Below are 26157 nucleotides of genomic sequence, written 5' to 3'. Positions count from 1 at the left end.
GCGGGAAATCGGCGCCAAAACGCGTAAAGTTCGCCCTTCCTCAATTTAGTGGCGGCTCTCTAGACCCTCGCGTCCGGCCCGCAGCCACCTGTTTGATGCAAGTTCTCGTCCTGCACGGCCCCAACCTCAACCTGCTCGGCAGCCGCGAGCCTGGGGTCTATGGCGCGCAGACCCTCGCCCAAATCGACGCCGAACTCGGCAAGATCGCCCACGATGCCGGCGCCACGCTGAGCTGCTTCCAGAGCAACCACGAGGGTGCCCTGGTCGACCGCATCCAGGCCGCGCGCAGCGACGGCACGCAGTTCATCATCATCAACCCGGCCGCCTACACCCACACCAGCGTCGCCATCCGCGACGCGCTGGCGGCCGTGGCCCTGCCCTTCATCGAAGTCCATCTGTCGAACATCCACCGCCGCGAGGCCTTCCGCCATCACAGCCATGTGAGCGAGCTGGCGGTCGGCGTCATCTGCGGCCTCGGCGCGAACGGCTACCGCCTCGCGCTGCGCCACGCCCTCGAATCGTTGGGAGCGGCCGGCGCCTGAACGGTACCGGCCTTCCTTTTTTCCTTTCCCCAAAACAACAACAGCCTGGAGCGTCCATGGACCTGCGCAAGCTCAAAACCCTGATCGACCTGGTCTCGGAATCGAACATCTCCGAACTGGAAATCACCGAGGCCGACGGCAAGGTCCGCATCGTCAAGTCCGACCCGGCCGCCGCCATCGCGGTGCAGCCGGTCTATGCCGCCGCGCCCGCGATGCCGGTCGTCACCGCCGCCGCAGCCGCCCCGGTGGCCGCCGCCGCTGCACCCGCCGCGCCGGTGGAGACCGGCCATGTCGTCAAGTCGCCCATGGTCGGCACCTTCTATCGCGCCTCCAGCCCGAACGCCAAGCCGTTCGCCGACATCGGCCAGCAGGTCAAGGAAGGCGAGGCCATCTGCATCATCGAGGCGATGAAGATCATGAACGAGATCGAGGCCGACAAGTCCGGCACGATCACGAAGATCCTGGCCGAGAACGGCCAGGCCGTCGAATTCGGTCAGCCGCTGTTCGTCATCGAGTGAGCGAGGCCTCTCGATGTTCAAGAAAGTCCTGATCGCCAATCGAGGCGAAATCGCCCTGCGCATCCAGCGAGCGTGCCGTGAACTCGGCATCAAGTCCGTCGTCGTCTACTCCGAGGCCGATCGCGACGCCAAGTACGTGCGCCTGGCCGACGAGGCCGTCTGCATCGGCCCCGCGCCGTCGGCCCAGAGCTATCTCAGCATGCCGGCCATCATCGCGACGGCCGAGGTGACCGACGCCGAGGCCATCCACCCCGGCTACGGCTTCCTCAGCGAGAACGCCGACTTCGCCGAGCGCGTCGAGCGCAGCGGCTTCACCTTCATCGGCCCGACGCCCGAATCCATCCGCATGATGGGCGACAAGGTCTCGGCCAAGCAGGCCATGATCCGCGCCGGCGTGCCCTGCGTGCCGGGCTCCGAGGGTGCACTGCCCGAAGACCCGAAGGAGATCATCCGCATCGCCCGCACCGTCGGCTACCCGGTCATCATCAAGGCGGCCGGCGGCGGTGGCGGCCGCGGCATGCGCGTCGTGCACACCGAGGCGGCCCTGGTGCACGCGGTGCAGACCACGCGTGCCGAGGCGGGTGCCGCCTTCGGCAACCCCGAGGTCTACATGGAGAAGTTCCTCGAGAACCCGCGCCATGTGGAGATCCAGATCCTGGCCGACACCTTCAAGAACGCCGTCTGGCTGGGCGAGCGCGACTGCTCGATGCAGCGCCGCCACCAGAAGATCATCGAGGAGGCGCCCGCCCCCGGCATCCCGCGCCGCACGATCGAGAAGGTCGGCGAGCGCTGCGCCGCCGCCTGCAAGAAGATGGGCTACCGCGGCGCCGGCACCTTCGAGTTCCTGTACGAGAACGGCGAGTTCTACTTCATCGAGATGAACACGCGCGTGCAGGTCGAGCATCCGGTCACCGAGCTGGTCACCGGCATCGACATCGTGCAGCAGCAGATCAAAATTGCCGCCGGCGAGAAGCTGCCGTTCACGCAGCGCCAGATCGAGCTCAAGGGCCACGCCATCGAATGCCGCATCAATGCGGAAGACCCGGTCAAGTTCACGCCCTCGCCCGGCCGCATCACGATGTGGCACGCGCCCGGCGGCCCCGGCGTGCGCGTGGACTCGCATGCCTACACGAACTACTTCGTGCCGCCCAACTACGACTCCATGATCGGTAAGATCATCGTGCACGGCGACACGCGCGAGCAGGCACTGGCCCGCATGCGCATCGCGCTGAGCGAGACGGTCGTCGAAGGCATCCAGACCAACATCCCGCTGCACCGCGAGCTGATGGCGGACGCCAAGTTCATCGAGGGCGGCACGTCCATCCACTACCTCGAAGGCTGGATGGCGGCGCACAAGCGCTGACCCCTGTCGCGTCGCGGGACAATACGGGGCATGAGTCATCTGTTTGAACTTGCCCTCGTCTGCCGCGAGGCAGACGTCGAGACCGTCAGCGACGCGCTGATGGAGATCGACGCCCTCGCCGTCTCCGTCGAGGACGCCGACGCCGACACCGAGGCCGAGCACGCCCTCTTCGGCGAGCCCGGCATGCCGGCCCCCAAGGCCGGCTGGGAGCGCTCGGTCGTCAAGGCCCTCTTCCCCGGCGAGCCCGAGGCCACCGAGGCCGCCACGCTGATCCTGGCCCAGGACTGGGCCGCCGACGTGCATGTGCAGGCCATCCAGGCCGTGCCCGAGCAGGACTGGGTGAGGCTCACGCAGAGCCAGTTCGCGCCGGTCGAGATCACGCCCGAGTTCTGGATCGTGCCGAGCTGGCACGAGGCGCCGCCGCAGGCCAGGCGTGTCATGCGCCTGGACCCGGGCCTGGCCTTCGGTACCGGCACCCACCCGACCACGCGCATGTGCCTGCGCTGGATCGCGAAGAACGCGCAGGAATGGCCGCGCGTGCTGGACTACGGCTGCGGCTCCGGCATCCTCGCCATCGGCGCGGCGCTGCACGGGGCGCAGGACATCGACGCGGTCGACATCGACCCGGCCGCCGTGACCTCGTCGCGCGACAACGCGGCGGCCAACGGCGTCACGCTCAAGCCCGGCCTGCCCGAACTGGCCCGGGGCGAATACCCGCTGGTCATCGCCAACATCCTGGCCACGCCGCTGAAGCTGCTGGCGCCGCTGCTGAGCGCCCACGTCGCACCGGGCGGCCGCCTGATCCTGGCCGGCATCCTGGAACGCCAAGCCGCCGAACTGAAGGCGGCCTACGCGCCCTGGCTGGCGCTCGACGTCGGCGATGAAGAAGACGGCTGGATCCTCATGACCGCCCAACGCGCCGCATGAGCCTCGCGACGCGTTGCACCGCCTGCGGCACGATCTTCAGGGTCGTCGAGGACCAGTTGCGCGTCTCCGACGGCTGGGTGCGCTGCGGCCGCTGCGCCGAGATCTTCGACGCCCGCGAACTGCTGTTCGACATCGAGCGCGACACGCCGCCGGGCTGGCCCGCCGCCTTTGCCGCGCCGACGGCGACCGTCGAACCGCCACCACCACCGCCTCCCACTCAGCCGCCGTCGCCCCCGCCACCGGCACCGGCGTTCGAGTCGGACTGGATGCCGCCCCCCGAACCCGAGCCGCGCACCGACGCGCTGCCCACCGGCTGGCCCGCCGAAGTGGCACGACAGGAGCCGCGCTGGGTCGAAGCGTCTGCCGGCCAGGCGCCGGCCCCCGCCGCCGAGGCGCCGGCGCCCATGGCCGCCGAGCCCGCGACCGCGCCGCCCGGCACCGCCATGCCCGAGTTCATGCGCCGCGCCGAGAGCAGCGCGCGCTGGAATCGCCCGGGGATGCGCGTCGCCCTTGCCCTGGTATCGCTGCTGCTGGCGGCCCTGTTGGCCCTGCAGGCCACGCTGCACTTCCGCGACGCCATCGCGGCCCTGCACCCGCCGATGCGCGGGCCGCTGCAGAGCCTGTGCGCCGCCTTTGGCTGCGACGTGAAGCCGTGGCGGCGCATCGAGGCCCTCAGCATCGATTCGACGTCGCTGAACCCCATCGGCGGCAGCGGCTACCGGCTCAACCTGTCGCTGCGCAACAAGACCGGCGTGGACGTGGCGGCGCCGTGGATAGAGCTCAGCTTGACCGACGCCGGCGGCACCCCGCTCTCGCGCCGCGTGCTCGGGCCGGAAGCGCTGAGCCCGGCGCTCAGGCAGGTCAACGCCGAGTCCGAGCAGGCGCTGTCCTTCAACTTCAGCACCGGCAGCCAGCGCGTCAGCGGCTACAGCGTCAACATCTTCTACCCCTAGAAGCGAGCGCAGTCAGGCGCTCGCCCAAGAAAAAACCCGGCGCCGCCGAAGCGGGCCGGGTTTCGCGGATGCGTGAAGCGGGCGGCGAACCGCCCGCTCGAACAAACGCTTAGGGCTTGTTGCCGGTGGGGAAGGGCCAGGCGGCTTGCGGGCTCAGCGCGGTCTTGGCCGCGGGGGCGGGCGCAGCAGCGGCAGGCTTGGCCGCAGGGGCAGGCTTGGCGGCGGCCTTCTTCGGAGCAGCAGCCTTCTTTGCGGCAGGCTTCGCGGCGGGCTTGGCAGCAGGCTTGGCGGCCGCCTTCTTCGGAGCGGCGGCCTTCTTGGGAGCAGCAGCCTTCTTGGGCGCGGCGACCTTCTTGGCAGCGGCCTTCTTCACCGGCGTGGCGGCGGCCTTCTTGGCGGGCGCTGCCTTCTTGGCCGGAGCGGCCTTCTTCGCCGGGGCTGCCTTCTTGGCGGCGGCCTTCTTCACCGGCGTGGCGGCGGCCTTCTTGGCCGGAGCGGCCTTCTTCGCCGGGGCTGCCTTCTTGGCGGCGGCCTTCTTCACCGGGGTCGCGGCGACCTTCTTGGCCGGAGCTTTCTTCGCAGTTGCCATGGTTTTCTCCTTGATCAAGTGGAAAAGACACCGTCCCGCACGGACCGGTCCGTGCGGATACGGCTATTCACCGTCCGAGAGTCGCTCAGGAGGAACGCCTCGGTACGGTGAATGGGATCGCCATGCAGCCCCGCCACCTCGAGGGTGCTGATGCGGGTTTCGCTCGGTGACTGCATTGGCCAGGTCTTGATCGGGTTGTGGCTGGGGTTCAGTCCCAGCTCAGGGCCCCGCCCGATTGGTACTCGATGACGCGGGTCTCGAAGAAGTTGCGTTCCTTCTTCAAGTCGATCATCTCGGACATCCACGGGAAGGGGTTTTCTTCGTTCGGGAACAGGGCTTCGAGGCCGATCTGCACCGCACGGCGGTTGGCGATGAAGCGCAGATAGCCCTTGAACATCGAGGCGTTGAGGCCCAGCACGCCGCGCGGCATGGTGTCCTCGGCGTAGCGGTATTCCAGCTCGACGGCCTTCTGGAACAGTGCCCGGATTGAGGCCTTGAACTCGGCCGTCCACAGCTGCGGGTTCTCGAGCTTGATCTGGTTGATCAGGTCGATGCCGAAATTGCAGTGCATGGACTCGTCGCGCAGGATGTACTGGTACTGCTCGGCCGCGCCGGTCATCTTGTTCTGGCGGCCCATCGCGAGGATCTGCGTGAAGCCGACGTAGAAGAACAGGCCTTCCATCAGGCAGGCGAAGACGATCAGGCTCTTCAGCAGCGTCTGGTCGGCCTGCAGCGTGCCGGTGACGAAGTTGGGATCCATGATCGCGTCGATGAACGGGATCAGGAACTCGTCCTTGTCGCGGATGGACTGGACTTCGTTGTAGGCGTTGAAGATCTCGCTCTCGTCCAGGCCCAGGCTCTCGACGATGTACTGGTAGGCGTGGGTGTGGATGGCCTCCTCGAAGGCCTGGCGCAGCAGGAACTGGCGGCACTCGGGCGCCGTGATGTGGCGGTAGGTGCCCAGCACGATGTTGTTGGCGGCCAGCGAGTCGGCGGTGACGAAGAAGCCGAGGTTGCGCTTGATGATGCGGCGCTCGTCGTCCGTCAGGCCGTTGGGATCCTTCCAGAGCGCGATGTCGCGGCTCATGTTCACTTCCTGCGGCATCCAGTGGTTGGCGCAGGTGGCGAGGTACTTCTCCCAGGCCCACTTGTACTTGAACGGCACCAGCTGGTTGACGTCGGTCTGGCCGTTGATGATGCGCTTGTCGGCGGCCCGCACACGACGGGCAGTCGTGTGCTCGACATTGCCGCGGCGCGCGGAAGTGGTGGACTCGCCGGACAGTTGGGGAGCAGGCATCGAGATGCTGGCTGCTTCACGCGACGCTGTCGCCGAAGGCATGGCCGCGAAGGGTTTCGCGGCGGGGGTATCAGTGGACTTCAGGTCTTCGTCCCAATCCAGCATGGTGTGCTTCCTATCGCTCCGAATTATCCGCAGTGCTGGCGCAAATCAACAAGGACCAGCCACTGCTATTTGCGTCATTCGCGCAATCTTTGTTGCGCGTGGGCATCGAAAACATGCATCGCCAACTTGTATATACAAGTTGGCGATGCCGCTTCGATTACTGGCAGGCCTCGCAGCCGGGGTCGTCGATCGCGCAGAACTTCATGTCCGTCGCCGGCAGTTCGGGCTCGACGGCAGCGACCGGCGCGGCGGGCGCGGCCATCACCGGCGCGGCGCTGGACGACACCGCATTGAGCTGGCCGGAGCGCGTGACCGTGCTCTTCTCGGCCTGCGTCGCGCTGATGGTGCGCAGGTAGTAGGTCGTCTTCAGGCCGCGCTGCCAGGCGAGCTTGTAGGTCTCGTCCAGTTTCTTGCCCGATGCGCCGGCCATGTAGATGTTCAGGCTCTGCGCCTGGTCGATCCACTTCTGGCGGCGCGCGCCGGCCTCGATCAGCCACACGGTGTCGACCTCGAAGGCGGTCGCGTACAGCGCCTTGATGTCGTCGGGCACGCGGTCGATGCGGCGCAGCGAGCCGTCGAAGTGCTTGAGGTCCATGACCATCACGTCGTCCCACAGGCTTAGGCGCTTCAGGTCGCGCACGAGGGATTCGTTGATGACGGTGAACTCGCCCGACAGATTGGACTTGACCGACAGGTTGCCGAAGCAGGGCTCGATGGACGCGTCGACGCCGATGATGTTGGAGATGGTGGCCGTCGGTGCGATGGCGACGCAGTTGCTGTTGCGCATGCCGTGAGCGGCGATGCGGGCGCGCAGCGCGTCCCAGTCCATCGAGGTCGAACGGTCCACGTCCACGTAGCCGCCACGGGCCTCGGCCAGCAGGTCCAGCGAGTCGATCGGCAGGATGCCGCGGTCCCACAGCGAGCCCTTGTAGGACGAATAGCGGCCACGCTCCTCGGCCAGCTCGGTCGACGCCCAGTAGGCGTGGTAGCAGACGGCTTCCATCGAGCGGTCGGCGAACTCGACGGCGGCTTGGCTGGCGTAGGGCGTGCGCAGCTGGTAGAGCGCGTCCTGGAAGCCCATGATGCCCAACCCCACCGGGCGATGGCGCAGGTTGGAGTCGCGCGCCTTCTTGACCGCGTAGTAGTTGATGTCGATGACGTTGTCGAGCATGCGCATGGCCGTGCGCACGGTCTTCTTCAGCTTGGCCTGGTCGATCGCGCCGTCCTTCAGGTGCTGGGCCAGGTTGACCGAGCCGAGGTTGCAGACGGCGATCTCGCTGTCGTTGGTGTTCAGCGTGATCTCGGTGCAGAGGTTGGACGAGTGCACGACGCCGACATGCTGCTGCGGGCTGCGCACATTGCAGGCGTCCTTGAAGGTGATCCAGGGGTGGCCCGTCTCGAACAGCATCGACAGCATCTTGCGCCACAGGTCCTTGGCCGGCATGCGCTTGAAGAGCTTGAGCTCGCCGCGGTCGGCCTTCTGCTCGTAGCCGACATAGGCTTCCTCGAAGGCCTTGCCGAACTTGTCGTGCAGGTCCGGGCAGGTCGACGGGCTGAACAGCGTCCAGTCGCCGCCCTCGATGACGCGCTTCATGAACAGGTCGGGAATCCAGTTCGCCGTGTTCATGTCGTGGGTGCGGCGGCGGTCGTCGCCGGTGTTCTTGCGCAGCTCCAGGAACTCTTCGATGTCCAGGTGCCAGGACTCCAGGTAGGCGCAGACGGCGCCCTTGCGCTTGCCGCCCTGGTTCACGGCCACGGCCGTGTCGTTGACAACCTTCAGGAAGGGCACGACGCCCTGGCTCTTGCCGTTGGTGCCCTTGATGTAGGAGCCCAGCGCGCGCACGGGCGTCCAGTCGTTGCCCAGGCCGCCGGCGAACTTGCTCAGCAGCGCGTTTTCCTTCAGCGCCTCGTAGATGCCGTCCAGGTCGTCGGCCACGGTGGTCAGGTAGCAGGACGAGAGCTGCGAGCGGCGCGTGCCGCTGTTGAACAGCGTCGGCGTGCTGGACATGAAGTCGAAGCTCGACAGCACCTCGTAGAACTCGATGGCGCGGGCCTCGCGGTCGATCTCGTTCAGCGCCAGGCCCATGGCCACGCGCATGAAGAAGGCCTGCGGCATCTCGATGCGCTCATCGGCGATGTGCAGGAAGTAGCGGTCGTACAGGGTCTGCAGGCCGAGGTAGTCGAACTGCAGGTCGCGCTCGGCCTTCAGCGCGGCACCCAGGCGGGCGAGGTCGTACTGGCCGAGCTTCTCGTCCAGCAGCTCGGCCTGGATGCCCTTCTTGATGTAGCCGGGGAAGTAGTCGGCGTAGCGCGCCTGCATCTCGGCCTGCGTGACTTCGCCGCCGACGATCTCGCGGCGGATCGTGTGCAGCAGCAGGCGGGCCGTGGCGCGGCTGTAGCCGGGGTCTTTCTCGATCAGCGTGCGCGCGGCCAGGATGGCCGCCTTGTAGACCTCGTCGATGGGCACGCCGTCATAGAGGTTGCGCTGGGTCTCGGCCAGCACGGGCTCGGGCTTCACGTCGGCGCCGAGGTTCTCGCAGGCCGAGGCGATCAGGGCCTTCAGCGCGCCCAGGTCCAGCGGGCGGCGCTCGCCACGGTCGACGACCATCAGCTGCGGCTCGGCGGCGCGGGCGGCCTCGCCCTGCGCAGCGCGCTCCTGCGCGCGGCGCTCGCGGTAGAGCACGTAGGCGCGGGCGACTTCGTGGTTGCTGCTGCGCATCAGGCCCAGTTCGACCTGGTCCTGCACGTCCTCGATGTGGAAGGTGCCGCCGCTCGGGCGCGAACGCAGCAGCGCGCGCACGACGTTCTGGGTCAGCTGCTCCACCGTCTCGCGCACGCTGGCCGAGGCCGCGCCGCTGGTGCCGTGCACGGCCAGGAAGGCCTTCATCAGCGCCACGGCGATCTTGCTCGGCTCGAACGAGACCACGGCGCCGTTGCGGCGAATGATCTGGTAGGCCTGGTAGCTCGACGGCATGGAGGCCTGAGCGGCGGCGGGCGCGTCGGATTCAAACGCGACCGGTGCGGCGGAGGCGGAGGCCTGACCGGAGACGGCTTGCTGCATGGGGAATCCTTTATCGAAAAACTGCAAAGCGATGCGCGGCACCGACCCGGGGGCGGCGGGCCATCGCATCGTGGGGGGCTTCAGACGGGGTGTTTCGTCCCTGCCGGGCCATGACTCGGCCGGCTGCGCGGCGCGCTTCCCCGGTGCGTCGTCTGGTATGACATCTCTGGCGGCAAGCCACGTCAAACAGTGCGTCCGGGGAGATGGTCATGGGGGATCGACTGGGGCAGAAGGATAGCACGAGAGGACACTATATATGTGGCAACCCACCCTCTCAAGCACTAGGGATAGTGTGAAACCCAGGCCCCGCCACGCGCTGGAAGACGGTGTTACGCGCGCGCCGCCCCGATCAACACGGGCCTCGCACCGCGCAACCCGCATGGGCATTGGGCACGCAGGCCGAAACCCCGCGCCAGGCCGCGCCGCTGCTCGCTCGCGAGCGCCCGCGACGGCCGCGCGATGCGGGCCGCGCCGGATTCAAGCAGGGCAAATCCCGAGAAGCCGACAACGCGCGAATTTTCGGGCCGAGCGCCGGGCCGCCCCCAAGCCGGCCCGCCGGGCGATGTGCATGCGGCTCGATGCCGCATGCATCGCCGTCCCCTTGGGGGACCGACTGGGGTGCCCGCGTCCAGCGCGGCACACCGGACGAGGGGTCAACTTTCCCCTGCTGAGATTGCCAGCCGCGCCATGCGGTAGCGGATCTGGCGCAGCGACAGGCCGAGGCTGGCCGCCGCGGCCGTGCGGTTGAAGCGGTGCTGCTCCAGCGCCCGCAGCAGGATGGCGCGCTCGACTTCGTCGAGATAGCGCGCCAGGTCGCTCGGCAACTGCTCGGGCAGGCTCAGGCCCTCGGACACCGGCGCCACGGGCAGCGGCGTGTCCAGCGCCGCGAACTGCGATTCGCTGCGGCCCTCGTCCAGCAGCGCATCGGGCAGGCCGAGGTCGTCCGCATCGATCCACTCGCCACCCGCCAGCGCGAGCGCGCGATGCAGCAGGTTCTCCAGCTCGCGCACATTGCCCGGGAAGGCATAGCGCGACAGCGTCTGCAGCGCACCGGCCGTCAGCCGCGGCGTCGGCGACACGCCGGCATCCTGCGCGATGCGGGCCAGCACACGGTTGCTGATCAGGCCCAGGTCCTCCAGCCGCTCGCGCAGCGGCGGCACGCGGATCTGGATGACGTTGAGGCGGTAGAACAGGTCCTGACGGAAGCGCCCCGCCGCGACCTCTGCGCCCAAGTCCTTGTGCGTCGCGCTGAGGATGCGCACATTGACCGGGCTCTCCGCCGTCGCGCCGACCGGGCGCACCGAGCGCTCCTGGATGACGCGCAGCAGCTTGCTCTGCATGGCCAGCGGCAGGTCGCCGATCTCGTCGAGGAAGAGCGTGCCACCGTCGGCCGCCTGGAAGAAGCCCTCGCGGTCCTCGTTCGCGCCGGTGAAGGCGCCCTTGCGGTAGCCGAAGAACTCGGCCTCCAGCAGGTTCTCGGGGATGGCGCCGCAGTTCACCGCGACGAAGCGCTGCTTGACGCGCGCGCCATGCTCGTGGATGGCGCGCGCGACCAGTTCCTTGCCGGTGCCCGACTCGCCCTGCACCAGCACCGGCGCCATGCTGCGCGCGACCTTGTCGATCAGCGAGCGCACCGCGCGGATGGCCGGCGATTCGCCGACGAGGCGCAGCGCGGTCGCCGCGGCCGGCGCCGGCGCGGCGTCCTCGACCACCGGCACCGGCTCGGGCGCCACGCGGCCCAGGGCCGAGCCGACGACGAGGCGGAACTGGCGCAGGTCCACCGGCTTGGTCAGGTAGTCGTAGGCGCCGGCCTTCAGCGCCTCGACGGCGTTCTCGGCCGAGCCGAAGGCCGTGATGACGAGGGCCTTCTCCGGCCGGCCGGCCTGCTCCAGCCAGCGCAGCAGGGCCAGGCCCGAGCCGTCGGGCAGCTTCATGTCGGTGATGACGGCGCTGTAGCGGCCGGCCTGCAGCAGCGCCAGCGCCTCGGCGACCGAGCCGGCGCTGTCGATCTCGTAGCCCTCGCGCAGAAGCGTCAGCTCGTAGAGCGTGCGCAGGTCGGGTTCGTCGTCGACGACAAGCAGGCGGGCAGCGGTCATGGGGTGGCAGGCGTCGTGCGCAGGCGCACGCGGAATTCGTTGGCGGCCGCGTCGGCGGCGCGGCGGTAGTCGATGCTGGCGCCGTGGCGCTCGCACAGCTCACGGCAAATATAGAGGCCCAGGCCGGAGCCGCGGCTGCGCGTCGAGAAGAAGGGCTCGAACAGATGGCGCTCGATCTCCGGCGGCACCGGCGGCCCGGCGCTGCGGACGACCAGCTCGACCGCGTCGCCGTCCGCCGCCAGCGTCACGCGGATCGCGCCGGCCGCGGCGTCGGCGTGGCGCCAGGCGTTGTCCAGCAGGTTGACGAGCACGCGGCGCAGATGCTCGGCATCGAACAGCGCCTTCAGGCCGGCGGCCTCGATCTGCAGGCCGAAGCGGCTCTGCGGGCCGGCCGCGACGCCGTTGACCTGGCACCAGTCGGCGCAGGCCTCGCGCACCAGCTGGCTCGCGTCCAGCAGCAGGCTCTCGGGCTGCACGCCGGGCGCCACCTCGGTCACGTCGTCGACGAGGCGCTTCAGGCGCTGCACATTGGACGCGACCATGCGGGTCAGCTGCTCGGCGCGCGAGCCGCCGACGTCCTCGGCCAGCAAGGCATTGGCCTGCGCGATGGCCGCCAGCGGGTTGCGGATCTCGTGCGCGATGCCGGCCGACACGCGGCCCATCGCCGCCAGCTTCTCCTGGCGGGTGCGCGCCAGCAGCTCGCGGTTGTCCTCGACAAACAGCACGCAGAGCTCCTCGCTGCCTTCGCGCTGGCGCGTGAACCGCAGGCGCAGGCGCAGGCTGCGGCTGACGCCGTCGGCCAGCGGCAGCGTCACGTCCTGCTCGGCGCTGCCGCCCTGGGCATGGGCCTGCTCCAGCGCGGCGACCAGGGGCTGCCAGCCGGGCCGGCCGCGCAGCTGCCAGCTCAGCTCGCCGCTGGCCGCGCCCAGCAGGCCCTGCGCGGCCGGGTTCATCGCGCGCACGCGGCCACGGCGGTCGACGACCAGCACGCCCTCCTGCATCTCGTCGATGACGAGGCGGTTCAGCTGCTCCTGCTGGCGCGCCAGCGCCAGGCTGCCGCGCGCCGCCTTCTCCTCGCGCGCCAGGCGGGCGCTGAGCTCGCCGGCCAGCAGGCTGACCGCGAACAGGCCGCCGCCGACCAGGCCGGCCTGCGTCAGCTTCACGCTCGACATCTCGCCCAGCAGCTGCGACCAGCCCGCCGCCAGCAGCAGGCCCAGCGCCGCGATGGCCGCCGTGGCCAGCGCCAGCCGGCGCGGGCACAGCACGGCCGACATCAGCACCGGCATCACGAACAGCGCGCCGTAGTTCACGCCGCTGGTGTCCAGCGCCTGCAGCACGCCGAACAGCAGCAGGTCCACGCCGATGGCGCTCCACCAGTGCGGGCTGCTGATGCGCGCCAGGCTGCGCGCCGAGGCGCCGCGGCGCAGCTGCGGCAGCAGCCACAGCGCCAGCGCGGCCATCGCGTAGGACGCGCTCAGCACCAGCGTCGAATGCATCAGCGTCTTCAGCGACGCGGCGATCAGCTGGGCCACGACCAGCGCCAGGCCCAGGGCTGCCCGCGCCGTCAGGAAGGCGCGGTAGAGGCGGTCGAAGGACGCGCTCGATTCGGCCGGTTCGGCCGGTGGCGATTCGACGAACCAGCTGCCCGGGCCGGTCACGCTCAGGCCCGGCCCTGGCGGGCTTCGAAGCTGGCCCGGTGGGCGGCGCCGCAGAACACGCCGCCCTTGCCCGGCAAGGCCTCGTCGGCCGGCAGGTGCATGCCGCATTCGGCGCAGCGCAGCATGGCCTGCGGCGGCGCGGGCGGCGGCGGCTTGCGCGCCTCGGGCTCGCTCGGCCGGCCGCGCCGGGCGCCCAGCATGAAGAAGACGACGGCCAGCAGCGCGAGCATCAGCAGGAACTTCATGCGCCTCCCCCGGCCACCGCGCGCTGCAGGATGACTTCGAGCACGAAGCGCGAACCGGCGTAGGACAGCAGCAGCAGGCCCGCGCCGGCATAGAGCCAGCGCGTCGCGCGCCGGCCGCGCCAGCCGTAGAGGCGCCGCCCGACCAGCAGGCCGGTCAGCACCAGCCAGCCCAGCACGGCGAGCAGGTTCTTGTGGTCCCACTTCCAGTGCGGCGTGAACCACCAGCCCAGCAGGATGGCCAGCGACAGCACGCCCACGCCCGCCGCGACGAACTGGAAGGTCAGCCGCTCCAGCTGCAGCAGCGGCAGGCCGCCGGGCGTCGGCTGCCTGCGGCGCATCTGCTGCTCGGCGCGGTTCAGCAGCGCCGCGTGCAGCACGGCCACGCCGAACAGGCCATAGGAGGCCAGGCCCAGCACCCAGTGCAGCGGCGCCCAGGGCGAGGCCGCCAGCGGCCGGCTTTCGCCGGGGAAACTCCAGGCCAGCAGCACGGCCGCGGCGGCCAGCCAGGCCAGCACGCGGCGCACGCTGTGCAGCGGCAGGAAGCGGCTTTCGACCAGATAGACCGTCAGCACCAGCCACATCGTCATCGACAGCGCCGGCGCAAAGCCGAAGCGCGCGCCCGGCGTGGCCAGGCCGTAGCCGCTGATGTCGAGGTAGAGGGCGACGAACTGGGCCGTCCAGGCCAGGGCCATCGGCGGCACGGAGCGCATCGGGCGGCGCGCGGCCGGTGCGCCGTCGACGACGCGGGCGCGCAGCAGGCCGATCCAGATGTAGCCAAGCAGCGCCAACGCGCTGGCGATCGCCAACGCCAGACCGGGCTCGACGCCTTGCGCGGCGGCAGCGGCGCCTCCGAGGGGAGCGGGCGATAAACTCATGGCTGCAGTGTACTTTTGGGCTCCGCGCGTTCTGCCGGACTTCCCCCTCCCACCATGGCTTCCAACCTCACCGACCGCCTGAGTCGCCTCGTCAAGACGATGCGCGGCCAGGCCCGCATCACCGAGAGCAATGTGCAGGACATGCTGCGCGAGGTGCGCATGGCCCTGCTGGAGGCCGACGTGGCCCTGCCGGTGGTGCGCGACTTCATCGCCCGCGTGAAGGACAAGGCCCTCGGCCAGGAGGTCGTCGGCTCGCTGAACCCGGGCCAGGTGCTGGTCTCGGTCGTGCACAAGGAACTCGCCGCGACGATGGGCGAGGGCGTGGCCGACATCAACCTCGCCGCGCAGCCGCCCGCCGTCATCCTGATGGCCGGCCTGCAGGGCGCCGGCAAGACGACGACGACGGCCAAGCTCGCCAAGCACCTGATCGAGAAGCGCAGGAAGAAGGTGCTGACGGTCTCCGCCGACGTCTACCGCCCCGCGGCCATCGAGCAGCTGAAGACCGTCACGCGCCAGGCCGGCGCCGAATGGTTCGAGTCCACGCCCGACCAGAAGCCGCGCGACATCGCGCTGGCCGCGCTGGACTACGCCCGCCGCCACTACGTCGACGTGCTGCTCGTCGACACGGCCGGCCGCCTGGCCATCGACGAGGCCTTGATGGCCGAGATCAAGGAGCTGCACGCGACGCTGAACCCGGTCGAGACGCTGTTCGTCGTCGATGCGATGCAGGGCCAGGACGCGGTCAACACCGCCAAGGCCTTCAAGGAAGCCCTGCCGCTGACCGGCGTCATCCTGACCAAGCTGGACGGCGACTCGCGCGGCGGCGCCGCGCTGTCGGTGCGCCAGATCACCGGCGCGCCGATCAAGTTCGCCGGCGTGTCGGAAAAGATCGATGGCCTGGAGGTGTTCGATGCCGAGCGCCACGCCGGCCGCGTGCTGGGCATGGGCGACATCGTCGCGCTGGTGGAGCAGGTCACGCAGAGCGTCGATCTCGCCTCGGCTCAGGCCATGGCCGAGAAGCTCAAGAGCGGCAGCGGCTTCGACCTGAACGACTTCCTGCAGCAGATCGCGCAGATGAAGAAGATGGGCGGCCTCGGCGGCCTGATGGACAAGTTGCCGCAGAACATGATGGGCGGCAAGCAGCCCGGCCAGGCCGACATGGACCGCGCCGAGCGCGACATGAAGCGCATGGAAGGCATCCTGCGCGCGATGACCGCCAAGGAGCGCGCCCAGCCCGCGCTGCTGATGGACGGCAAGAGCAAGGCCAGCCGCAAGCGCCGCATCGCCACCGGCGCCGGCGTGCAGATCCAGGACGTCAACCGCCTGCTGAACCAGTTCGACCAGATGCAGCAGATGATGAAGAAGATGAAGGGCGGCGGCCTGATGAAGATGATGAAGCGCATGGGCGGGCTCAAGGGCCTGCCCGGCATGGGCTGAGCCCGCGCGCGGACACAGCTGCTCACACTTCCCTCGTGAGCAGTCCCCAGCTCCGGGGACGCCCAGCCATGGTCAAGCCCCCATGCGCCCGCTAGCGTGCGGCGCATGCGCAACCTCCACCTCCCCCGCGCCATGAGCGCCTGGCTGAGCCGCCTGACCGGCCAGCCCGCCCGCCCGGCCAACGACGCCCCGGACACCGTGATGCACTGGCCGCCGACGGCGGCGCGGGTGCTGATGAGTTCGGAGCGGCATGCCTACAAATGCCTGAGCCAGGCGCTGGCGCTGGAGCACCCCAAGGGCTTCCTGCTCGCGCATGTGCCCCTGCACAAGCTGGTGCGGGTGCCCAAGCACCACTCCTACCGCGAATGGCTTTCGCGCACCGGCCTGCTCACCGTCGACTTCGCGCTGTGCGACGAGCACGGCTATGCGCGCGCCGTCATCGTCATGCCGGCCGCGGAGGACCCATCCCGGCACGGCCGCAAGCGGGAGCGGCTGCTGCGCGTGCTGGCCGCCACGGACCTGTCGGTCACGCAGTGGGAGCGGGACTGGCAGAACGAGAGCAGCGAGCGGCTGCGCGCAATGCTGTTCACGAAGCCGCGCGGCGCCGGCTATTTCGCCGACGTGCCGCAAGCGCACTGACGCCGGCTCAGCGCCCGCTCACTCCAGCAAGGCCCGCGCGAACTCGCGTGCGCTGAAGGTCTCGAGGTCTTCCAGCTGCTCGCCCACGCCGATGAAATAGACCGGCACCGGGCGCTCGCGCGCGATGGCCGCGAGCACGCCGCCCTTGGCCGTGCCGTCGAGCTTGGTCACGACGAGGCCGGTCAGGCCCAGCGCCTCGTCGAAGGCCTTGACCTGGTTCAGCGCGTTCTGGCCCGTGTTGCCGTCCACGACGAGCAGCACCTCGTGCGGCGCACCCTCCTGGGCCTTGGCGATGACGCGCCTGATCTTCTTCAGCTCCTCCATCAGGTGCAGCTGGGTCGGCAGGCGGCCCGCGGTGTCGGCGATGACGACATCGGCACCGCGCGCGCGGCCGGCGTTGACCGCGTCGAAGGACACGGCCGCCGGGTCGCCGCCCTCCTGGCTGACGATCTCGACCTGGGCCCGGTCGGCCCAGACGCCCAACTGCTCGCGCGCCGCCGCGCGGAAGGTGTCGGCCGCGGCCAGCAGCACGCGCTGGTCGGCCTCGGCGAGATGGCGGGTCAGCTTGCCGATGCTGGTCGTCTTGCCGGCGCCGTTGACGCCCACGACCATCATCACGGTGGGCGTGTGGCGGCCGACCTCCAGGCCCTTCTCCAGCGGCGCGAGCAGCTCGGCCAGCGCATCGACGAGCAGCGCGCGCACCGCCTGCGGGTCGGCGGCCCGGGCCTCCTTCACGCGGCGCTTCAGGTCGCCGAGCAGGAACTCGGTCGCCTTCACGCCGGCATCGGCCATCAGCAGCGCTTCTTCCAATTCCTCGTAGAGCTGGTCGTCGATCTTCGTGCCGGTGAAGACGCCGGCGATGCTGCTGCCGGTCTTGCGCAGGCCAGCGCGCAGCCGGTTCAGCCAGCTCTGGCGCGGCGCGACCTCCGGTGTGGGTACGGGCGGCGGCGGGGCAACGACTGCCACCGGCGCTGGCGCCGGATCGGCGACGGGCACTGCCACGACGACGGGAGCAGGCTCCGCGGCACGCGGCGCGGGCGCCGAAACGGGCCTGACGGCCCAGCCCTCGGGCAGCAGCGCCGGCGCTTCGGCAGGGGCCGGCGGCGTCTTTTTGAAGAAACTGAACATGGCTTGCATTCTCGCCCGAAACCCCGCTAGAATGGCGGGCTTAGGCGCTTTAGCTCAGCCGGTTAGAGCGACGGAATCATAATCCGCAGGTCCGGGGTTCGAATCCCTGAAGCGCCACCAAAAGCCAACGGGCTGCCTCACACGAGGCAGCCCGTTTTCATTTGCCGCGTCACCGGCCCGGCACGAACAGGTCTTTCAAAGGCCCGGCTTCTCCGCGGTTCGCGCGGGTGCCGTCGCCAGAGGCGCCGCAAAGCGCTGCTGCACCAGCGCCCCGACGGCCATGCCGATCCGGTTGCCGACCTCGGTCGAATTCCGGTAATGCACGCCGTCGTAGATGCGGGCCATGCTCACCTCGGCCATGAAGGCGTCGATGCTGTCCCACTCATGCGCGATGCCGGGCAGCGTCGGGCTGGCCGAACCGAGACGAGGCACGGCCTGGCCGCGCGTCTCCTCGCGCAGCACGGCGCCGAGCGCGCCCGATGCGACGCAGTGCGCGCAAGGGTATTCGGGATGCATGGGCGTGGCGATGAAGGGCGTCCAGCCGAGGTCGGCCACCGTCTTGCTGCCGCCGGCGAGATGCTCGACGCGGATCGCCGTGATCGGGCGCCAGAAGTTGTAGGCGTACTTGGCGTCGAAGACGGCGATCAGCGCATCGTCGATGGCCAGGCCGACGGCGGCATACAGGCGGGCGTTCTGCACGACGCTGCGTCCCGGCATCTGGGCGACGGCCTTGAGTACGGGGTAGTAGACCAGCGGCCTCGTTTCCTCCCAGAACCTCGCGATGTCGGTCTGCGCGGCCGTTCGGGTCGTGCTGTTCTTCGCACCCAGCGCGCGCACCTCCTGCAGGTCGCGCGCCCACACGTCGCTGGCGAGGTCGGGCGGCGGGCCGGGACGGAACTGGTCGGCGCGCGCCATCACCCAGGGTTTGCGCCGCGGCCAGGTCGGCACGGCGGGAATCACGGTGGGCACATAGCGGCCGGGCGCCGTCTGCCACTGGTAGTTGTCGGCGCCGCCGGCACCGTCGGCCGCCGCGCGGGCGAGCACCTGGGCCGCGGCCTTCTCGCCGGTCGCGATGCCGTCCAACTTGGCGGCCCCGTCCGGCAGGGCCTTCAGCGCGGCCTGGTAGACCGCCTCGGTCGTGGCCTTCTCGGCCGGCATCAGCGCCACCAGCGCCGCACGGTTGGCGGCCGCAACGGCGGCGTCCACCGAAGCGCCCGGCGGCGCCGTCATCTGCGGCATCCACGGCGCATAACGCGGCTCGATGCTGTTCACGGCCTCGAAGACGGCGAGCTGCACGATGGCCATCATGCGGTGCCCCGGCGCCCCCGGGCCTGCCTTGGCCACCACCTCGCAGGCGGTCTGGTTCCAGTCGCCGATCACATCGGCCCGCGCCGGCGCGAGGCCGACTCCCAGGATGAATGCAGCCAGAAGGCTGGGCCATGAACGCCGCAAAGCCATGCTCGTCTCCTCATGCGAAGCCGTCGGCGGCGCCGCGCCAACAAAGATAGTCGGCGCACCGGCCAGCAACACCGCACGCTTGAGGGGCTTGCGCGCACAGGATTGCGGTCTCCGCGGGCGCGACCGGCCAAGGTAAACTTGGCGTCCCGCAGACGCCCGAACGCCGCGGAGCCCCGAGCGGCGCGAGCGAGCCTCGCGCCGTCTTCATTTCCGCAGCCACTGGACAAATACCATGTACCGCTGTGTCCTCCCGCTGGCCCTGGCCGCCAGCTGCGTGGTCGCCCATGCGCAGACCCACCGTTTCTTCCCCGCCAAGGCGCTGCGCGGCGAACTGGTCGTGACCCAGTTCCCCGACGTGCTGCTCAACGGCCAGCCGGCCCGGATGGCGCCAGGGGCCCGCGTCAAGAACGAGAACAACCTCTGGGTGCCGCCCGCCGGCCTCGCGGGCCAGAAGCTCATCGTGCACTACACGGTCGAGAGCAGCGGCCTGATCCTGGACGTCTGGGTGCTGAACGCCGCCGAGCTGGCCAACAAGCCCTGGCCGGCGACGCCGGCCGAGTCCGCGAACTGGCAGTTCAACCCGGGCAACCAGACCTGGAGCAAGCCATGAGCGGCGCGGAAGAGACGGCGGGCAAGAAGGTCTACATCAAGACCTTCGGCTGCCAGATGAACGAGTACGACTCGGACAAGATGGCCGACGTGCTGGGCGCCGCCAAGGGCTACACGCCCACCGACGACCCCGAGCAGGCCGACCTCATCCTGTTCAACACCTGCTCGGTGCGCGAGAAGGCGCAGGAGAAGGTCTTCAGCGACCTCGGCCGCGTGAAGCACCTCAAGGCCAAGGGCGTCATGATCGGCGTCGGCGGCTGCGTGGCCTCGCAGGAGGGCGCGGCCATCATCGAACGCGCGCCCTATGTCGACGTGGTCTTCGGCCCGCAGACCCTGCACCGCCTCCCCGCAATGCTCGAGGCGCGCCGCGAGCAGCGCCGCCCGCAGGTGGACATCTCCTTCCCCGAGATCGAGAAGTTCGACCACCTGCCGCCAGCCAAGATCGAGGGTGCCTCGGCCTTCGTGTCCATCATGGAAGGCTGCTCCAAATACTGCAGCTACTGCGTGGTGCCCTACACGCGCGGCGAGGAGGTCTCGCGGCCCTTTGACGACGTGCTGACCGAGATCGCCGGCCTGGCCGACCAGGGCGTCATGGAGATCAACCTGCTGGGCCAGAACGTCAATGCCTACCGCGGCAAGATGGGCGACACGGCCGAGCATGCCGACCTGGCCCTGCTGCTCGAGTACGCGGCCGAGATCCCCGGCGTCCGGCGCCTGCGCTTCACGACCAGCCACCCCAACGAGTTCAGCCCCCGCCTCATCGAGGCCTACGGCAAGATCCCGCAGCTCGTGAACCATCTGCACCTGCCGGTGCAGCACGGCAGCGACCGCATCCTGATGGCGATGAAGCGCGGCTACACGGCGCTGGAGTTCAAGAGCATCGTCCGCAAGCTGCGCGCCATCCGCCCGGACCTGCGCCTGGCCAGCGACTTCATCGTCGGCTTCCCCGGCGAGACCGACGAAGACCACGCCAGGCTGATGAAGCTCGTGCACGACGTCGGCTTCGACGCCTCGTTCAGCTTCATCTTCAGCCCGCGCCCCGGCACGCCGGCCGCGGCGCTGGAAGACACGACGCCCTACGAGACCAAGGTCAAGCGCCTGCAGGAACTGCAGGCCGCCATCGAGGCGCATGCGCTGAGCATCTCGCAGGGCATGGTCGGCAAGGTCGAGAAGGTGCTCGTCACCGGCAACGCCCGCAAGGACGCCGCCGAGCTGATGGGCCGCACCGAGTGCAACCGCATCGTCAACTTCGCCGGCTCGCCGCGGCTGATGAACCGGCTCGTCGACGTGCGCATCACGACGGCCTTCGCGCACTCGCTGCGCGGCGAGGTCGTCACAACCGAGGAGGTGCTCAGCGCCTGAAGCTGAGCAAATACCACTGGGGTAAGGCCACGCCGAGCAGCAGCAAGGCGTAGCCGGCCATGTGGCCGTCACGGCCCAGCAGCGCCAGGGCGGCAATGGTCGCCACGGTGCCACCCACGCCACCCCAGCCCCACAGCCGCCGCCACGCCAGGGACTTCGCCTCACGCCACCACAGCCCCTTGATCGCCAGCGCCAGCAGTGCCGCCAGCCCCCAGGCGGGCGCGAACAGGTTGGCGAGATGCCAGAAGGCGTCGAGTGGGCTCATGCGGACTTGACCGGTGTCAGGGGCGGAAAAGCGGTGAATCCTACAATTCAAGCCATGTCGGTCTTTGCTCTCGGCCTGAACCACAACACTGCCCCGCTGGATCTGCGCGGGCGGTTCGCGTTCACGCTTGAGCAACTCGCGCCTTCGCTGACTGGCCTGCGCCAGAAGCTGCCCGGCGCGCCCGAGGCGGCCATCCTGTCCACCTGCAACCGCACCGAGGTCTACGTGGCCGCGCCGCCGGCCCAGGTGCAGCCGGCCATCGCCTGGCTGGCCCAGACCGGCGGCGTGGACAGCGGCGCGCTGCGCGAGCACGCCTATGTGATGCAGGGCAGCGCCGCCGCCCGCCACGCCTTCCGCGTCGCCAGTGGGCTCGACTCGATGGTGCTGGGCGAGCCCCAGATCCTCGGCCAGATGAAGCAGGCGGTGCGCGAGGCCGAGAACGCCGGCGCGCTGGGCACGACGCTGCACCAGCTCTTCCAGCGCAGCTTCTCGGTCGCCAAGGAGGTGCGCAGCTCCACCGAGATCGGCTCCCACTCCATCAGCATGGCCGCCGCCGCCGTGCGCCTGGCCGGCCAGTTGTTCGAGGACCTCGCCCGCACGCGCGTGCTCTTCGTCGGCGCCGGCGAGATGATCGAGCTGACGGCGACCCACTTCGCCGCCAGGACGCCGCGCCACATGGCCGTGGCCAACCGCACGCTGGAGCGCGGCGAGAAGCTCGCCACCCACTTCGGCGCCGAGGCCATGCGCCTGGCCGACCTGCCCGAGCGCCTGCACGAGTTCGACATCGTCGTGTCCTGCACCGCGTCCAGCCTGCCGCTGATCGGCCTGGGCGCCGTCGAGCGCGCGCTCAAAAAACGCAAGCACCGCCCGATGTTCATGGTCGACCTGGCCGTGCCGCGCGACATCGAGCCCGAGGTCGCCCAGCTGGACGACGTCTACCTCTACACCGTCGACGAGCTCGCCGCCCAGGTGCAGACCGCCGGCGAGAGGCGCCAGGCTGCCGTCGCCCAGGCCGAAGCCATCGTCGAGACCGGCGTGCAGAGCTTCATGCACTGGCTGGACCAGCGCCACACGGTGCCGCTGATCCAGGCCCTGCACGCCCAGACCGACGACTGGCGCGCGGCCGAGATCGCCCGCGCCCGCAAGCAGCTCGCCAAGGGCGCCGACGTCGACGAGGTGCTGGACGCGCTGACCCGCGGCCTCACGCAGAAGCTGCTGCACGGCACGCTGGCCGAGCTGCATGCCAGCGACGGCGAGCAGCGCCTGCTGCTGGCGCAGACCGTCTCGCGCCTGTTCCTGCGCGGCAAGCAGTCTTAGCGGCTCTCTCGCTTGCCGCCCGGCGCGCTGCGCCGACTCCCTGACTGCCCTCGCCCGCTCCCGCCATGAAAGACTCCCTGCGCCAGCAGTTCGACCGCCTCGGCTTCCGCCTCGCCGAGCTCGACGCCCTCCTCGCCGACGGCAGCATCGCCGCCGACATGAAGCGCTACCGCGCGCTGACCAAGGAGCAGGCCGAGGTGAGCGGCCTTGTCGAACGCTACCGCCGCTACCAGGCCCACGAGGCCGACCTCGCCGCCGCGCGCGAGATGCTGGCCGACACAGAAATGGCCGAGATGGCCCGCGAGGAGATCGCCAGCAACGAGGCGGCGCTGGCCGCGCTGGACCAGGAACTGCAGCTCGCGCTGATCCCGAAAGACCCCGACGACGAGCGCAATGCCTTCCTGGAAATCCGCGCCGGCACGGGTGGCGACGAATCGGCGCTGTTCGCCGCCGACCTGGCGCGCATGTATCTACGCTATGCCGAGAGCCAGGGCTGGCGCACCGAGATCCTGTCGGAGAGCACGTCCGACCTCGGCGGCTACAAGGAACTGGTCGTGCGCATCGAGGGCGACGGCATCTACGGCCGGCTCAAGTTCGAGAGCGGCGGCCACCGCGTGCAGCGCGTGCCGGCCACCGAGACCCAGGGCCGCATCCACACCAGCGCCTGCACGGTGGCCGTGATGCCCGAGCCCGACGAGGCGGAGACCATCACGCTGAACCCGGCCGACCTGCGCATCGACACCTTCCGCGCCAGCGGCGCCGGCGGCCAGCACATCAACAAGACCGACTCGGCCGTGCGCGTGGTGCACCTGCCCACCGGCATCGTGGCCGAATGCCAGGACGGCCGCAGCCAGCACAGCAACAAGGCCAAGGCGCTGCAGGTGCTGCAGGCCCGCATCCAGGAAAAGGAACGCAGCGAACGCGCCGCCAAGGAAGCCGCCACGCGCAAGGGCCTGATCGGCAGCGGCGACCGCAGCGACCGCATCCGCACCTACAACTTCCCGCAGGGCCGGCTGACCGACCACCGCATCAACCTGACGCTCTACAAGCTCGGCCAGATCATGGACGGCGACCTCGGCGACGTGATCCAGGGCCTGCTCGCCGCGCAGGCGGCCGACCAGCTCGCCCAGCTCGAAGAAGGCCGGGCATGACGGTCGACGAGGCGCTGGCCCTGGCCCGCCAGCTCGGCGTCGAGCGCGGCGACGCGCAGGCGCTGCTCGCCCACCTGAGCGGCCAGAACCGCGCCTGGCTCGTCACCCACGGCGACGCACCGGTCGCCGGCGCCGAGACCGCGCTGCGCCGCCTGGCCGACGGCGAGCCGCTGGCCCACCTGACCGGCTGGCAGCCCTTCCACGGCCTGGAACTGCAGGTCACGCCGGCCACGCTGATCCCGCGGCCAGATACCGAGACGCTGGTCGGCTGGGCGCTGGAACTGCTAACGGCCCTGCCCGGCGAGCCGAGCGTCGTCGACCTCGGTACCGGCAGCGGCGCCATCGCGCTGGCCGTCAAGGCCGCCTGCCCGCGCGCCCAGGTCACGGCCGTGGACTTCAGCGCCGACGCGCTGGCCGTGGCCCGCGGCAACGGCCAGCGCCTCGGCCTCGCCGTCGACTGGCGCCACGGCAACTGGTTCGAGCCTCTGGCCGGCCGGCGCTTCGACCTGGTCGTCAGCAACCCGCCCTATATCGCCGGCGACGACCCCCACCTGCCCGCGCTGCGCCACGAGCCCATCACCGCCCTCACGCCCGGCGGCGACGGCCTGGCCGACCTGCAGGCGCTGATCGATACGGCGCCGCAGCATCTGAACGCCGGCGGCTGGCTGCTGCTGGAGCATGGCTGGGACCAGGCCGATGCGGTGGCGCAACAGTTGGCCCATCGCGGATTCGAGGCGCTGGGCCTGCGCCGCGACCTCGGCGGCCGCGCCCGCGCCAGTGGCGGACGCTGGGCGGGCTGAACGGCAACGCACGCCGACCCGGTTTGCGTGATGTTTTGCGCCCAGTTCTTCACTCACGGGAAACGATTGCCGGCGTAGTATCGAATCCCGGTGCCAGCCCTTGCACCGTGCAGGAGAACGTCATGACCCGCCTCGCCAGCGCTGCAGTTCTGAGCCTCTCTGCCGTTTTCATGCTGCCGGCCTGGGCCGACGGCGACGCCAGCCCGCACTGGCAGGCGCGCCTGCAGCTCAACAGCATCGACGGCAGCGGCGATGCGCAGCAGCCCCACCTCGGCGGCTCGCGCGTGCTGAGCGCCAACCTGCTGGGCGACTACTACCTGACCAACTCCGGCTTCGCCAGCCTGCGCGGCGGCCTGCGCGCCACCGGCGGCATGCTGCTCGGACCCCTGTCCATGGCGCAGGCCAGCGGCGGCCTGGCCCTGGGCAACGGCCCGGTCTCGGCCGGCCGGCGCAGCCTGGCCGCCAGCGGGCTGGACGCCTACTCGCTGGAGCCCAGCGCCAACCTGTCCTATGTCGGCATCGGCTACACCGGCCGCGTGCAGCACAGCGGCCTCGCCTTCAGTGCCGACTTCGGCCTGATGTCGGGCTCCTACGGCGTGCGCCTGGGCCGCAGCAGCGCCCAGGGCTTCGAGGACGCGATGCGCGACCTGCGCTTCAAGCCCCTGCTGCAACTGGGCCTGGCGTACAGCTATTGAAGCCCACCCGCTCGCGTCTCGGATAATCACGGCTTTGCCTTTCCGAGAACTGCAATGAGCGACGTTCAGCAACGCATAGCCGACCTGGTCAAGTCCAACCGCGTCATGCTCTTCATGAAGGGCACGGCCCAGTTCCCGATGTGCGGCTTCTCCGGCCGCGCCATCCAGATCCTGAAGGCCGCCGGCGCGACCGACCTGAAGACCTTCAACGTGCTGGAAGACGAGGAAGTCCGCCAGGGCATCAAGGACTACGCCAACTGGCCCACCATCCCCCAGCTCTACATCGGCGGCGAGTTCATCGGCGGCTCGGACATCATGATGGAGATGTACGAGTCGGGTGAGCTGCAGCAAGCCTTGACTGCTGCGTAATCGGCCCACCCCCTACGCGCTTCGCGCCCCCTCAAGGGGGCACTGCCAGTGGCCTGGCAAAGCCAGTTCCACGGCAGTCGCTCGGTCGGGCACTCCGCCGCCCCGTGCGGGCGCTTCAAAGGTTCGATGACATGACGCAACGGTTGGTGGTGGGTCTGACGGGTGCGACCGGCGCGGCCTATGCGCTGCGCCTGCTGCGCCGCTCGCGCGAGCTGGGCGTCGAGACCCACCTGATCGCGACGCCGGCCGGCATCCTGAACGCCCACCACGAGTTGGGCCTGGACCGCTCGGCGCTGGAGGCCGAGGCGACCCGGGCCTACGCGCCCGGCGACATCGGCGCCTGCATCGCCAGCGGCAGCTTCGCGACCGCCGCGATGATCGTCGCGCCCTGCTCGATGAAGTCGCTGGCCGCGATCGCCCATGGCCTGGGCGACAACCTGCTGACCCGCGCCGCCGACGTGACGCTCAAGGAGCGCCGCCGGTTGATCCTGATGGTGCGCGAGACACCGCTCAACCTGGCCCACCTGCGCAATATGGTCGCGGTGACCGAGATGGGCGGTATCTGCTTCCCGCCGCTGCCAGCCTTCTATCACCACCCCAAGTCCATCGACGAGATGGTCGACGAGACCGTCGAGCGCGTGCTCGAACTGGCCGGCATCGCGGCCGCCCAGCCCAAGAGCTGGGCCGGGCTGTAGCGT

Annotated in this window: 25 protein-coding genes and 1 tRNA gene; 16 read left to right on the top strand and 10 right to left on the bottom strand. The window is 69.9% G+C overall.

What is annotated here, in order from left to right; all coding sequences use genetic code 11:
• Positions 1-92 precede the first annotated feature (92 nt).
• The 5 genes from aroQ to NYP07_RS07215 are packed head-to-tail and all read left to right on the top strand — an operon-like array spanning position 93 to position 4303.
• The gene (gene aroQ / locus NYP07_RS07235) at positions 93-542 is read left to right on the top strand and encodes a type II 3-dehydroquinate dehydratase (RefSeq protein WP_268148891.1); all 450 of its coding nucleotides are present in this window, start codon (positions 93-95) and stop codon (positions 540-542) included.
• Between the two features lie 56 nt (positions 543-598).
• A complete protein-coding gene (accB, locus tag NYP07_RS07230) occupies positions 599-1060 on the top strand; it encodes an acetyl-CoA carboxylase biotin carboxyl carrier protein (RefSeq protein ID WP_268148889.1) in 462 nt (153 codons plus the stop codon).
• A 13-nt stretch (positions 1061-1073) separates the two neighbouring features.
• A complete protein-coding gene (gene accC / locus NYP07_RS07225; protein WP_268148887.1) occupies positions 1074-2423 on the top strand; it encodes an acetyl-CoA carboxylase biotin carboxylase subunit in 1350 nt (449 codons plus the stop codon).
• A gap of 39 nt (positions 2424-2462) precedes the next feature.
• The gene (gene prmA, locus NYP07_RS07220; RefSeq protein WP_268149031.1) at positions 2463-3350 is read left to right on the top strand and encodes a 50S ribosomal protein L11 methyltransferase; all 888 of its coding nucleotides are present in this window, start codon (positions 2463-2465) and stop codon (positions 3348-3350) included.
• A complete protein-coding gene (locus NYP07_RS07215; RefSeq protein WP_268148886.1) occupies positions 3347-4303 on the top strand; it encodes a zinc-ribbon and DUF3426 domain-containing protein in 957 nt (318 codons plus the stop codon). Before prmA ends, NYP07_RS07215 begins: the two co-directional genes overlap by 4 nt.
• Before the next feature lie 109 nt (positions 4304-4412).
• On the opposite strand, the gene NYP07_RS07210 is transcribed toward NYP07_RS07215, so the two are convergent.
• The 7 genes from NYP07_RS07210 to NYP07_RS07180 form a co-directional block, all read right to left on the bottom strand.
• A complete protein-coding gene (locus tag NYP07_RS07210) occupies positions 4413-4892 on the bottom strand; it encodes a histone (RefSeq protein WP_268148884.1) in 480 nt (159 codons plus the stop codon).
• 208 nt (positions 4893-5100) lie between these two features.
• Positions 5101-6294 carry a ribonucleotide-diphosphate reductase subunit beta gene (locus NYP07_RS07205; RefSeq protein WP_268148882.1) on the bottom strand — a complete coding sequence of 398 codons (1194 nt, stop codon included), beginning with the start codon at positions 6292-6294 and terminating at the stop codon, positions 5101-5103.
• A 157-nt stretch (positions 6295-6451) separates the two neighbouring features.
• Complete coding sequence (locus NYP07_RS07200) at positions 6452-9355, bottom strand: ribonucleoside-diphosphate reductase subunit alpha (RefSeq protein WP_268148881.1); 2904 nt, start codon at positions 9353-9355, stop codon at positions 6452-6454.
• 653 nt (positions 9356-10008) lie between these two features.
• Positions 10009-11451, bottom strand: a complete 1443-nt coding sequence (locus NYP07_RS07195; protein ID WP_268148880.1) for a sigma-54-dependent transcriptional regulator — start codon at positions 11449-11451, stop codon at positions 10009-10011.
• A complete protein-coding gene (locus NYP07_RS07190; protein ID WP_268148878.1) occupies positions 11448-13109 on the bottom strand; it encodes a sensor histidine kinase in 1662 nt (553 codons plus the stop codon). The genes NYP07_RS07195 and NYP07_RS07190 overlap by 4 nt, the downstream gene beginning before the upstream one ends.
• Before the next feature lie 2 nt (positions 13110-13111).
• Positions 13112-13354, bottom strand: coding sequence for a PP0621 family protein (locus tag NYP07_RS07185; protein WP_268148876.1), 243 nt, complete (start codon positions 13352-13354; stop codon positions 13112-13114).
• The gene (locus tag NYP07_RS07180) at positions 13351-14229 is read right to left on the bottom strand and encodes a cytochrome C assembly family protein (protein ID WP_268148874.1); all 879 of its coding nucleotides are present in this window, start codon (positions 14227-14229) and stop codon (positions 13351-13353) included. Before NYP07_RS07180 ends, NYP07_RS07185 begins: the two co-directional genes overlap by 4 nt.
• Before the next feature lie 54 nt (positions 14230-14283).
• Here NYP07_RS07180 and ffh point away from each other — a divergent pair, with 54 nt between their 5' ends.
• Complete coding sequence (gene ffh, locus NYP07_RS07175) at positions 14284-15666, top strand: signal recognition particle protein (RefSeq protein WP_268148872.1); 1383 nt, start codon at positions 14284-14286, stop codon at positions 15664-15666.
• A gap of 132 nt (positions 15667-15798) precedes the next feature.
• Positions 15799-16305 (top strand): hypothetical protein, encoded by a 507-nt coding sequence (locus NYP07_RS07170; protein WP_268148870.1) that lies wholly within the window; start codon positions 15799-15801, stop codon positions 16303-16305.
• An 18-nt stretch (positions 16306-16323) separates the two neighbouring features.
• Here the strand turns inward: NYP07_RS07170 and ftsY are convergent, their stop codons facing one another.
• On the bottom strand, positions 16324-17433 hold the full coding sequence (ftsY, locus tag NYP07_RS07165; protein WP_268148869.1) for a signal recognition particle-docking protein FtsY: 1110 nt from the start codon (positions 17431-17433) through the stop codon (positions 16324-16326).
• Positions 17434-17476: 43 nt separating this feature from the next.
• Between ftsY and NYP07_RS07160 the strand changes: the two genes are divergently transcribed.
• Positions 17477-17553, top strand: a tRNA-Met gene (locus NYP07_RS07160).
• A 75-nt stretch (positions 17554-17628) separates the two neighbouring features.
• Here the strand turns inward: NYP07_RS07160 and NYP07_RS07155 are convergent.
• Positions 17629-18891, bottom strand: a complete 1263-nt coding sequence (locus NYP07_RS07155) for a vanadium-dependent haloperoxidase (RefSeq protein WP_268148867.1) — start codon at positions 18889-18891, stop codon at positions 17629-17631.
• Between the two features lie 232 nt (positions 18892-19123).
• Here NYP07_RS07155 and NYP07_RS07150 point away from each other — a divergent pair, with 232 nt between their 5' ends.
• Both NYP07_RS07150 and miaB read left to right on the top strand, forming a co-directional pair.
• Positions 19124-19501 carry a hypothetical protein gene (locus NYP07_RS07150; RefSeq protein WP_268148865.1) on the top strand — a complete coding sequence of 126 codons (378 nt, stop codon included), beginning with the start codon at positions 19124-19126 and terminating at the stop codon, positions 19499-19501.
• Positions 19498-20862, top strand: coding sequence for a tRNA (N6-isopentenyl adenosine(37)-C2)-methylthiotransferase MiaB (miaB, locus tag NYP07_RS07145; protein WP_268148863.1), 1365 nt, complete (start codon positions 19498-19500; stop codon positions 20860-20862). The genes NYP07_RS07150 and miaB overlap by 4 nt, the downstream gene beginning before the upstream one ends.
• On the opposite strand, the gene NYP07_RS07140 is transcribed toward miaB, so the two are convergent.
• A complete protein-coding gene (locus tag NYP07_RS07140) occupies positions 20852-21127 on the bottom strand; it encodes a hypothetical protein (RefSeq protein WP_268148861.1) in 276 nt (91 codons plus the stop codon). The genes miaB and NYP07_RS07140 overlap by 11 nt on opposite strands.
• Positions 21128-21181: 54 nt before the next feature.
• Here NYP07_RS07140 and hemA point away from each other — a divergent pair, with 54 nt between their 5' ends.
• From hemA to NYP07_RS07110, 6 genes are all read left to right on the top strand, one after another.
• On the top strand, positions 21182-22444 hold the full coding sequence (gene hemA, locus NYP07_RS07135) for a glutamyl-tRNA reductase (protein ID WP_268148859.1): 1263 nt from the start codon (positions 21182-21184) through the stop codon (positions 22442-22444).
• 65 nt (positions 22445-22509) lie between these two features.
• Positions 22510-23595: a peptide chain release factor 1 gene (gene prfA, locus NYP07_RS07130; RefSeq protein ID WP_268148857.1), complete on the top strand. Its 1086-nt coding sequence runs from the start codon at positions 22510-22512 to the stop codon at positions 23593-23595.
• Complete coding sequence (prmC, locus tag NYP07_RS07125) at positions 23592-24395, top strand: peptide chain release factor N(5)-glutamine methyltransferase (RefSeq protein WP_268148855.1); 804 nt, start codon at positions 23592-23594, stop codon at positions 24393-24395. The genes prfA and prmC overlap by 4 nt, the downstream gene beginning before the upstream one ends.
• Positions 24396-24517: 122 nt before the next feature.
• Positions 24518-25090, top strand: coding sequence for a hypothetical protein (locus NYP07_RS07120; protein ID WP_268148853.1), 573 nt, complete (start codon positions 24518-24520; stop codon positions 25088-25090).
• Positions 25091-25144: 54 nt separating this feature from the next.
• The gene (gene grxD, locus NYP07_RS07115) at positions 25145-25459 is read left to right on the top strand and encodes a Grx4 family monothiol glutaredoxin (RefSeq protein WP_268148851.1); all 315 of its coding nucleotides are present in this window, start codon (positions 25145-25147) and stop codon (positions 25457-25459) included.
• Positions 25460-25590: 131 nt separating this feature from the next.
• Complete coding sequence (locus NYP07_RS07110) at positions 25591-26154, top strand: UbiX family flavin prenyltransferase (protein ID WP_268148849.1); 564 nt, start codon at positions 25591-25593, stop codon at positions 26152-26154.
• The last annotated feature ends 3 nt before the right edge of the window (positions 26155-26157 follow it).

Source organism: Pelomonas aquatica (assembly GCF_026712205.1).
GTDB classification, from domain to species: Bacteria; Pseudomonadota; Gammaproteobacteria; order Burkholderiales; family Burkholderiaceae_C; genus Pelomonas; species Pelomonas aquatica.
The sequence above is the reverse complement of the archived record's forward strand: the minus strand, read 5'-3'. Positions and strand labels throughout refer to the sequence as shown.

What these genes read in the sequence shown, in the direction of transcription:
- accB (WP_268148889.1), top strand. Translation starts at nt 599, where the DNA reads ATGGACCTGCGCAAGCTCAAAACCCTGATCGACCTGGTCTCGGAATCG.
- accC (WP_268148887.1), top strand. Translation starts at nt 1,074, where the DNA reads ATGTTCAAGAAAGTCCTGATCGCCAATCGAGGCGAAATCGCCCTGCGC.
- NYP07_RS07215 (WP_268148886.1), top strand. Translation starts at nt 3,347, where the DNA reads ATGAGCCTCGCGACGCGTTGCACCGCCTGCGGCACGATCTTCAGGGTC.
- NYP07_RS07210 (WP_268148884.1), bottom strand. Translation starts at nt 4,892, where the DNA reads ATGGCAACTGCGAAGAAAGCTCCGGCCAAGAAGGTCGCCGCGACCCCG.
- NYP07_RS07205 (WP_268148882.1), bottom strand. Translation starts at nt 6,294, where the DNA reads ATGCTGGATTGGGACGAAGACCTGAAGTCCACTGATACCCCCGCCGCG.
- NYP07_RS07200 (WP_268148881.1), bottom strand. Translation starts at nt 9,355, where the DNA reads ATGCAGCAAGCCGTCTCCGGTCAGGCCTCCGCCTCCGCCGCACCGGTC.
- NYP07_RS07195 (WP_268148880.1), bottom strand. Translation starts at nt 11,451, where the DNA reads ATGACCGCTGCCCGCCTGCTTGTCGTCGACGACGAACCCGACCTGCGC.
- NYP07_RS07185 (WP_268148876.1), bottom strand. Translation starts at nt 13,354, where the DNA reads ATGAAGTTCCTGCTGATGCTCGCGCTGCTGGCCGTCGTCTTCTTCATG.
- NYP07_RS07180 (WP_268148874.1), bottom strand. Translation starts at nt 14,229, where the DNA reads ATGAGTTTATCGCCCGCTCCCCTCGGAGGCGCCGCTGCCGCCGCGCAA.
- ffh (WP_268148872.1), top strand. Translation starts at nt 14,284, where the DNA reads ATGGCTTCCAACCTCACCGACCGCCTGAGTCGCCTCGTCAAGACGATG.
- NYP07_RS07170 (WP_268148870.1), top strand. Translation starts at nt 15,799, where the DNA reads ATGAGCGCCTGGCTGAGCCGCCTGACCGGCCAGCCCGCCCGCCCGGCC.
- ftsY (WP_268148869.1), bottom strand. Translation starts at nt 17,433, where the DNA reads ATGTTCAGTTTCTTCAAAAAGACGCCGCCGGCCCCTGCCGAAGCGCCG.
- NYP07_RS07155 (WP_268148867.1), bottom strand. Translation starts at nt 18,891, where the DNA reads ATGGCTTTGCGGCGTTCATGGCCCAGCCTTCTGGCTGCATTCATCCTG.
- NYP07_RS07150 (WP_268148865.1), top strand. Translation starts at nt 19,124, where the DNA reads ATGTACCGCTGTGTCCTCCCGCTGGCCCTGGCCGCCAGCTGCGTGGTC.
- miaB (WP_268148863.1), top strand. Translation starts at nt 19,498, where the DNA reads ATGAGCGGCGCGGAAGAGACGGCGGGCAAGAAGGTCTACATCAAGACC.
- NYP07_RS07140 (WP_268148861.1), bottom strand. Translation starts at nt 21,127, where the DNA reads ATGAGCCCACTCGACGCCTTCTGGCATCTCGCCAACCTGTTCGCGCCC.
- hemA (WP_268148859.1), top strand. Translation starts at nt 21,182, where the DNA reads ATGTCGGTCTTTGCTCTCGGCCTGAACCACAACACTGCCCCGCTGGAT.
- prfA (WP_268148857.1), top strand. Translation starts at nt 22,510, where the DNA reads ATGAAAGACTCCCTGCGCCAGCAGTTCGACCGCCTCGGCTTCCGCCTC.
- prmC (WP_268148855.1), top strand. Translation starts at nt 23,592, where the DNA reads ATGACGGTCGACGAGGCGCTGGCCCTGGCCCGCCAGCTCGGCGTCGAG.
- NYP07_RS07120 (WP_268148853.1), top strand. Translation starts at nt 24,518, where the DNA reads ATGACCCGCCTCGCCAGCGCTGCAGTTCTGAGCCTCTCTGCCGTTTTC.
- grxD (WP_268148851.1), top strand. Translation starts at nt 25,145, where the DNA reads ATGAGCGACGTTCAGCAACGCATAGCCGACCTGGTCAAGTCCAACCGC.
- NYP07_RS07110 (WP_268148849.1), top strand. Translation starts at nt 25,591, where the DNA reads ATGACGCAACGGTTGGTGGTGGGTCTGACGGGTGCGACCGGCGCGGCC.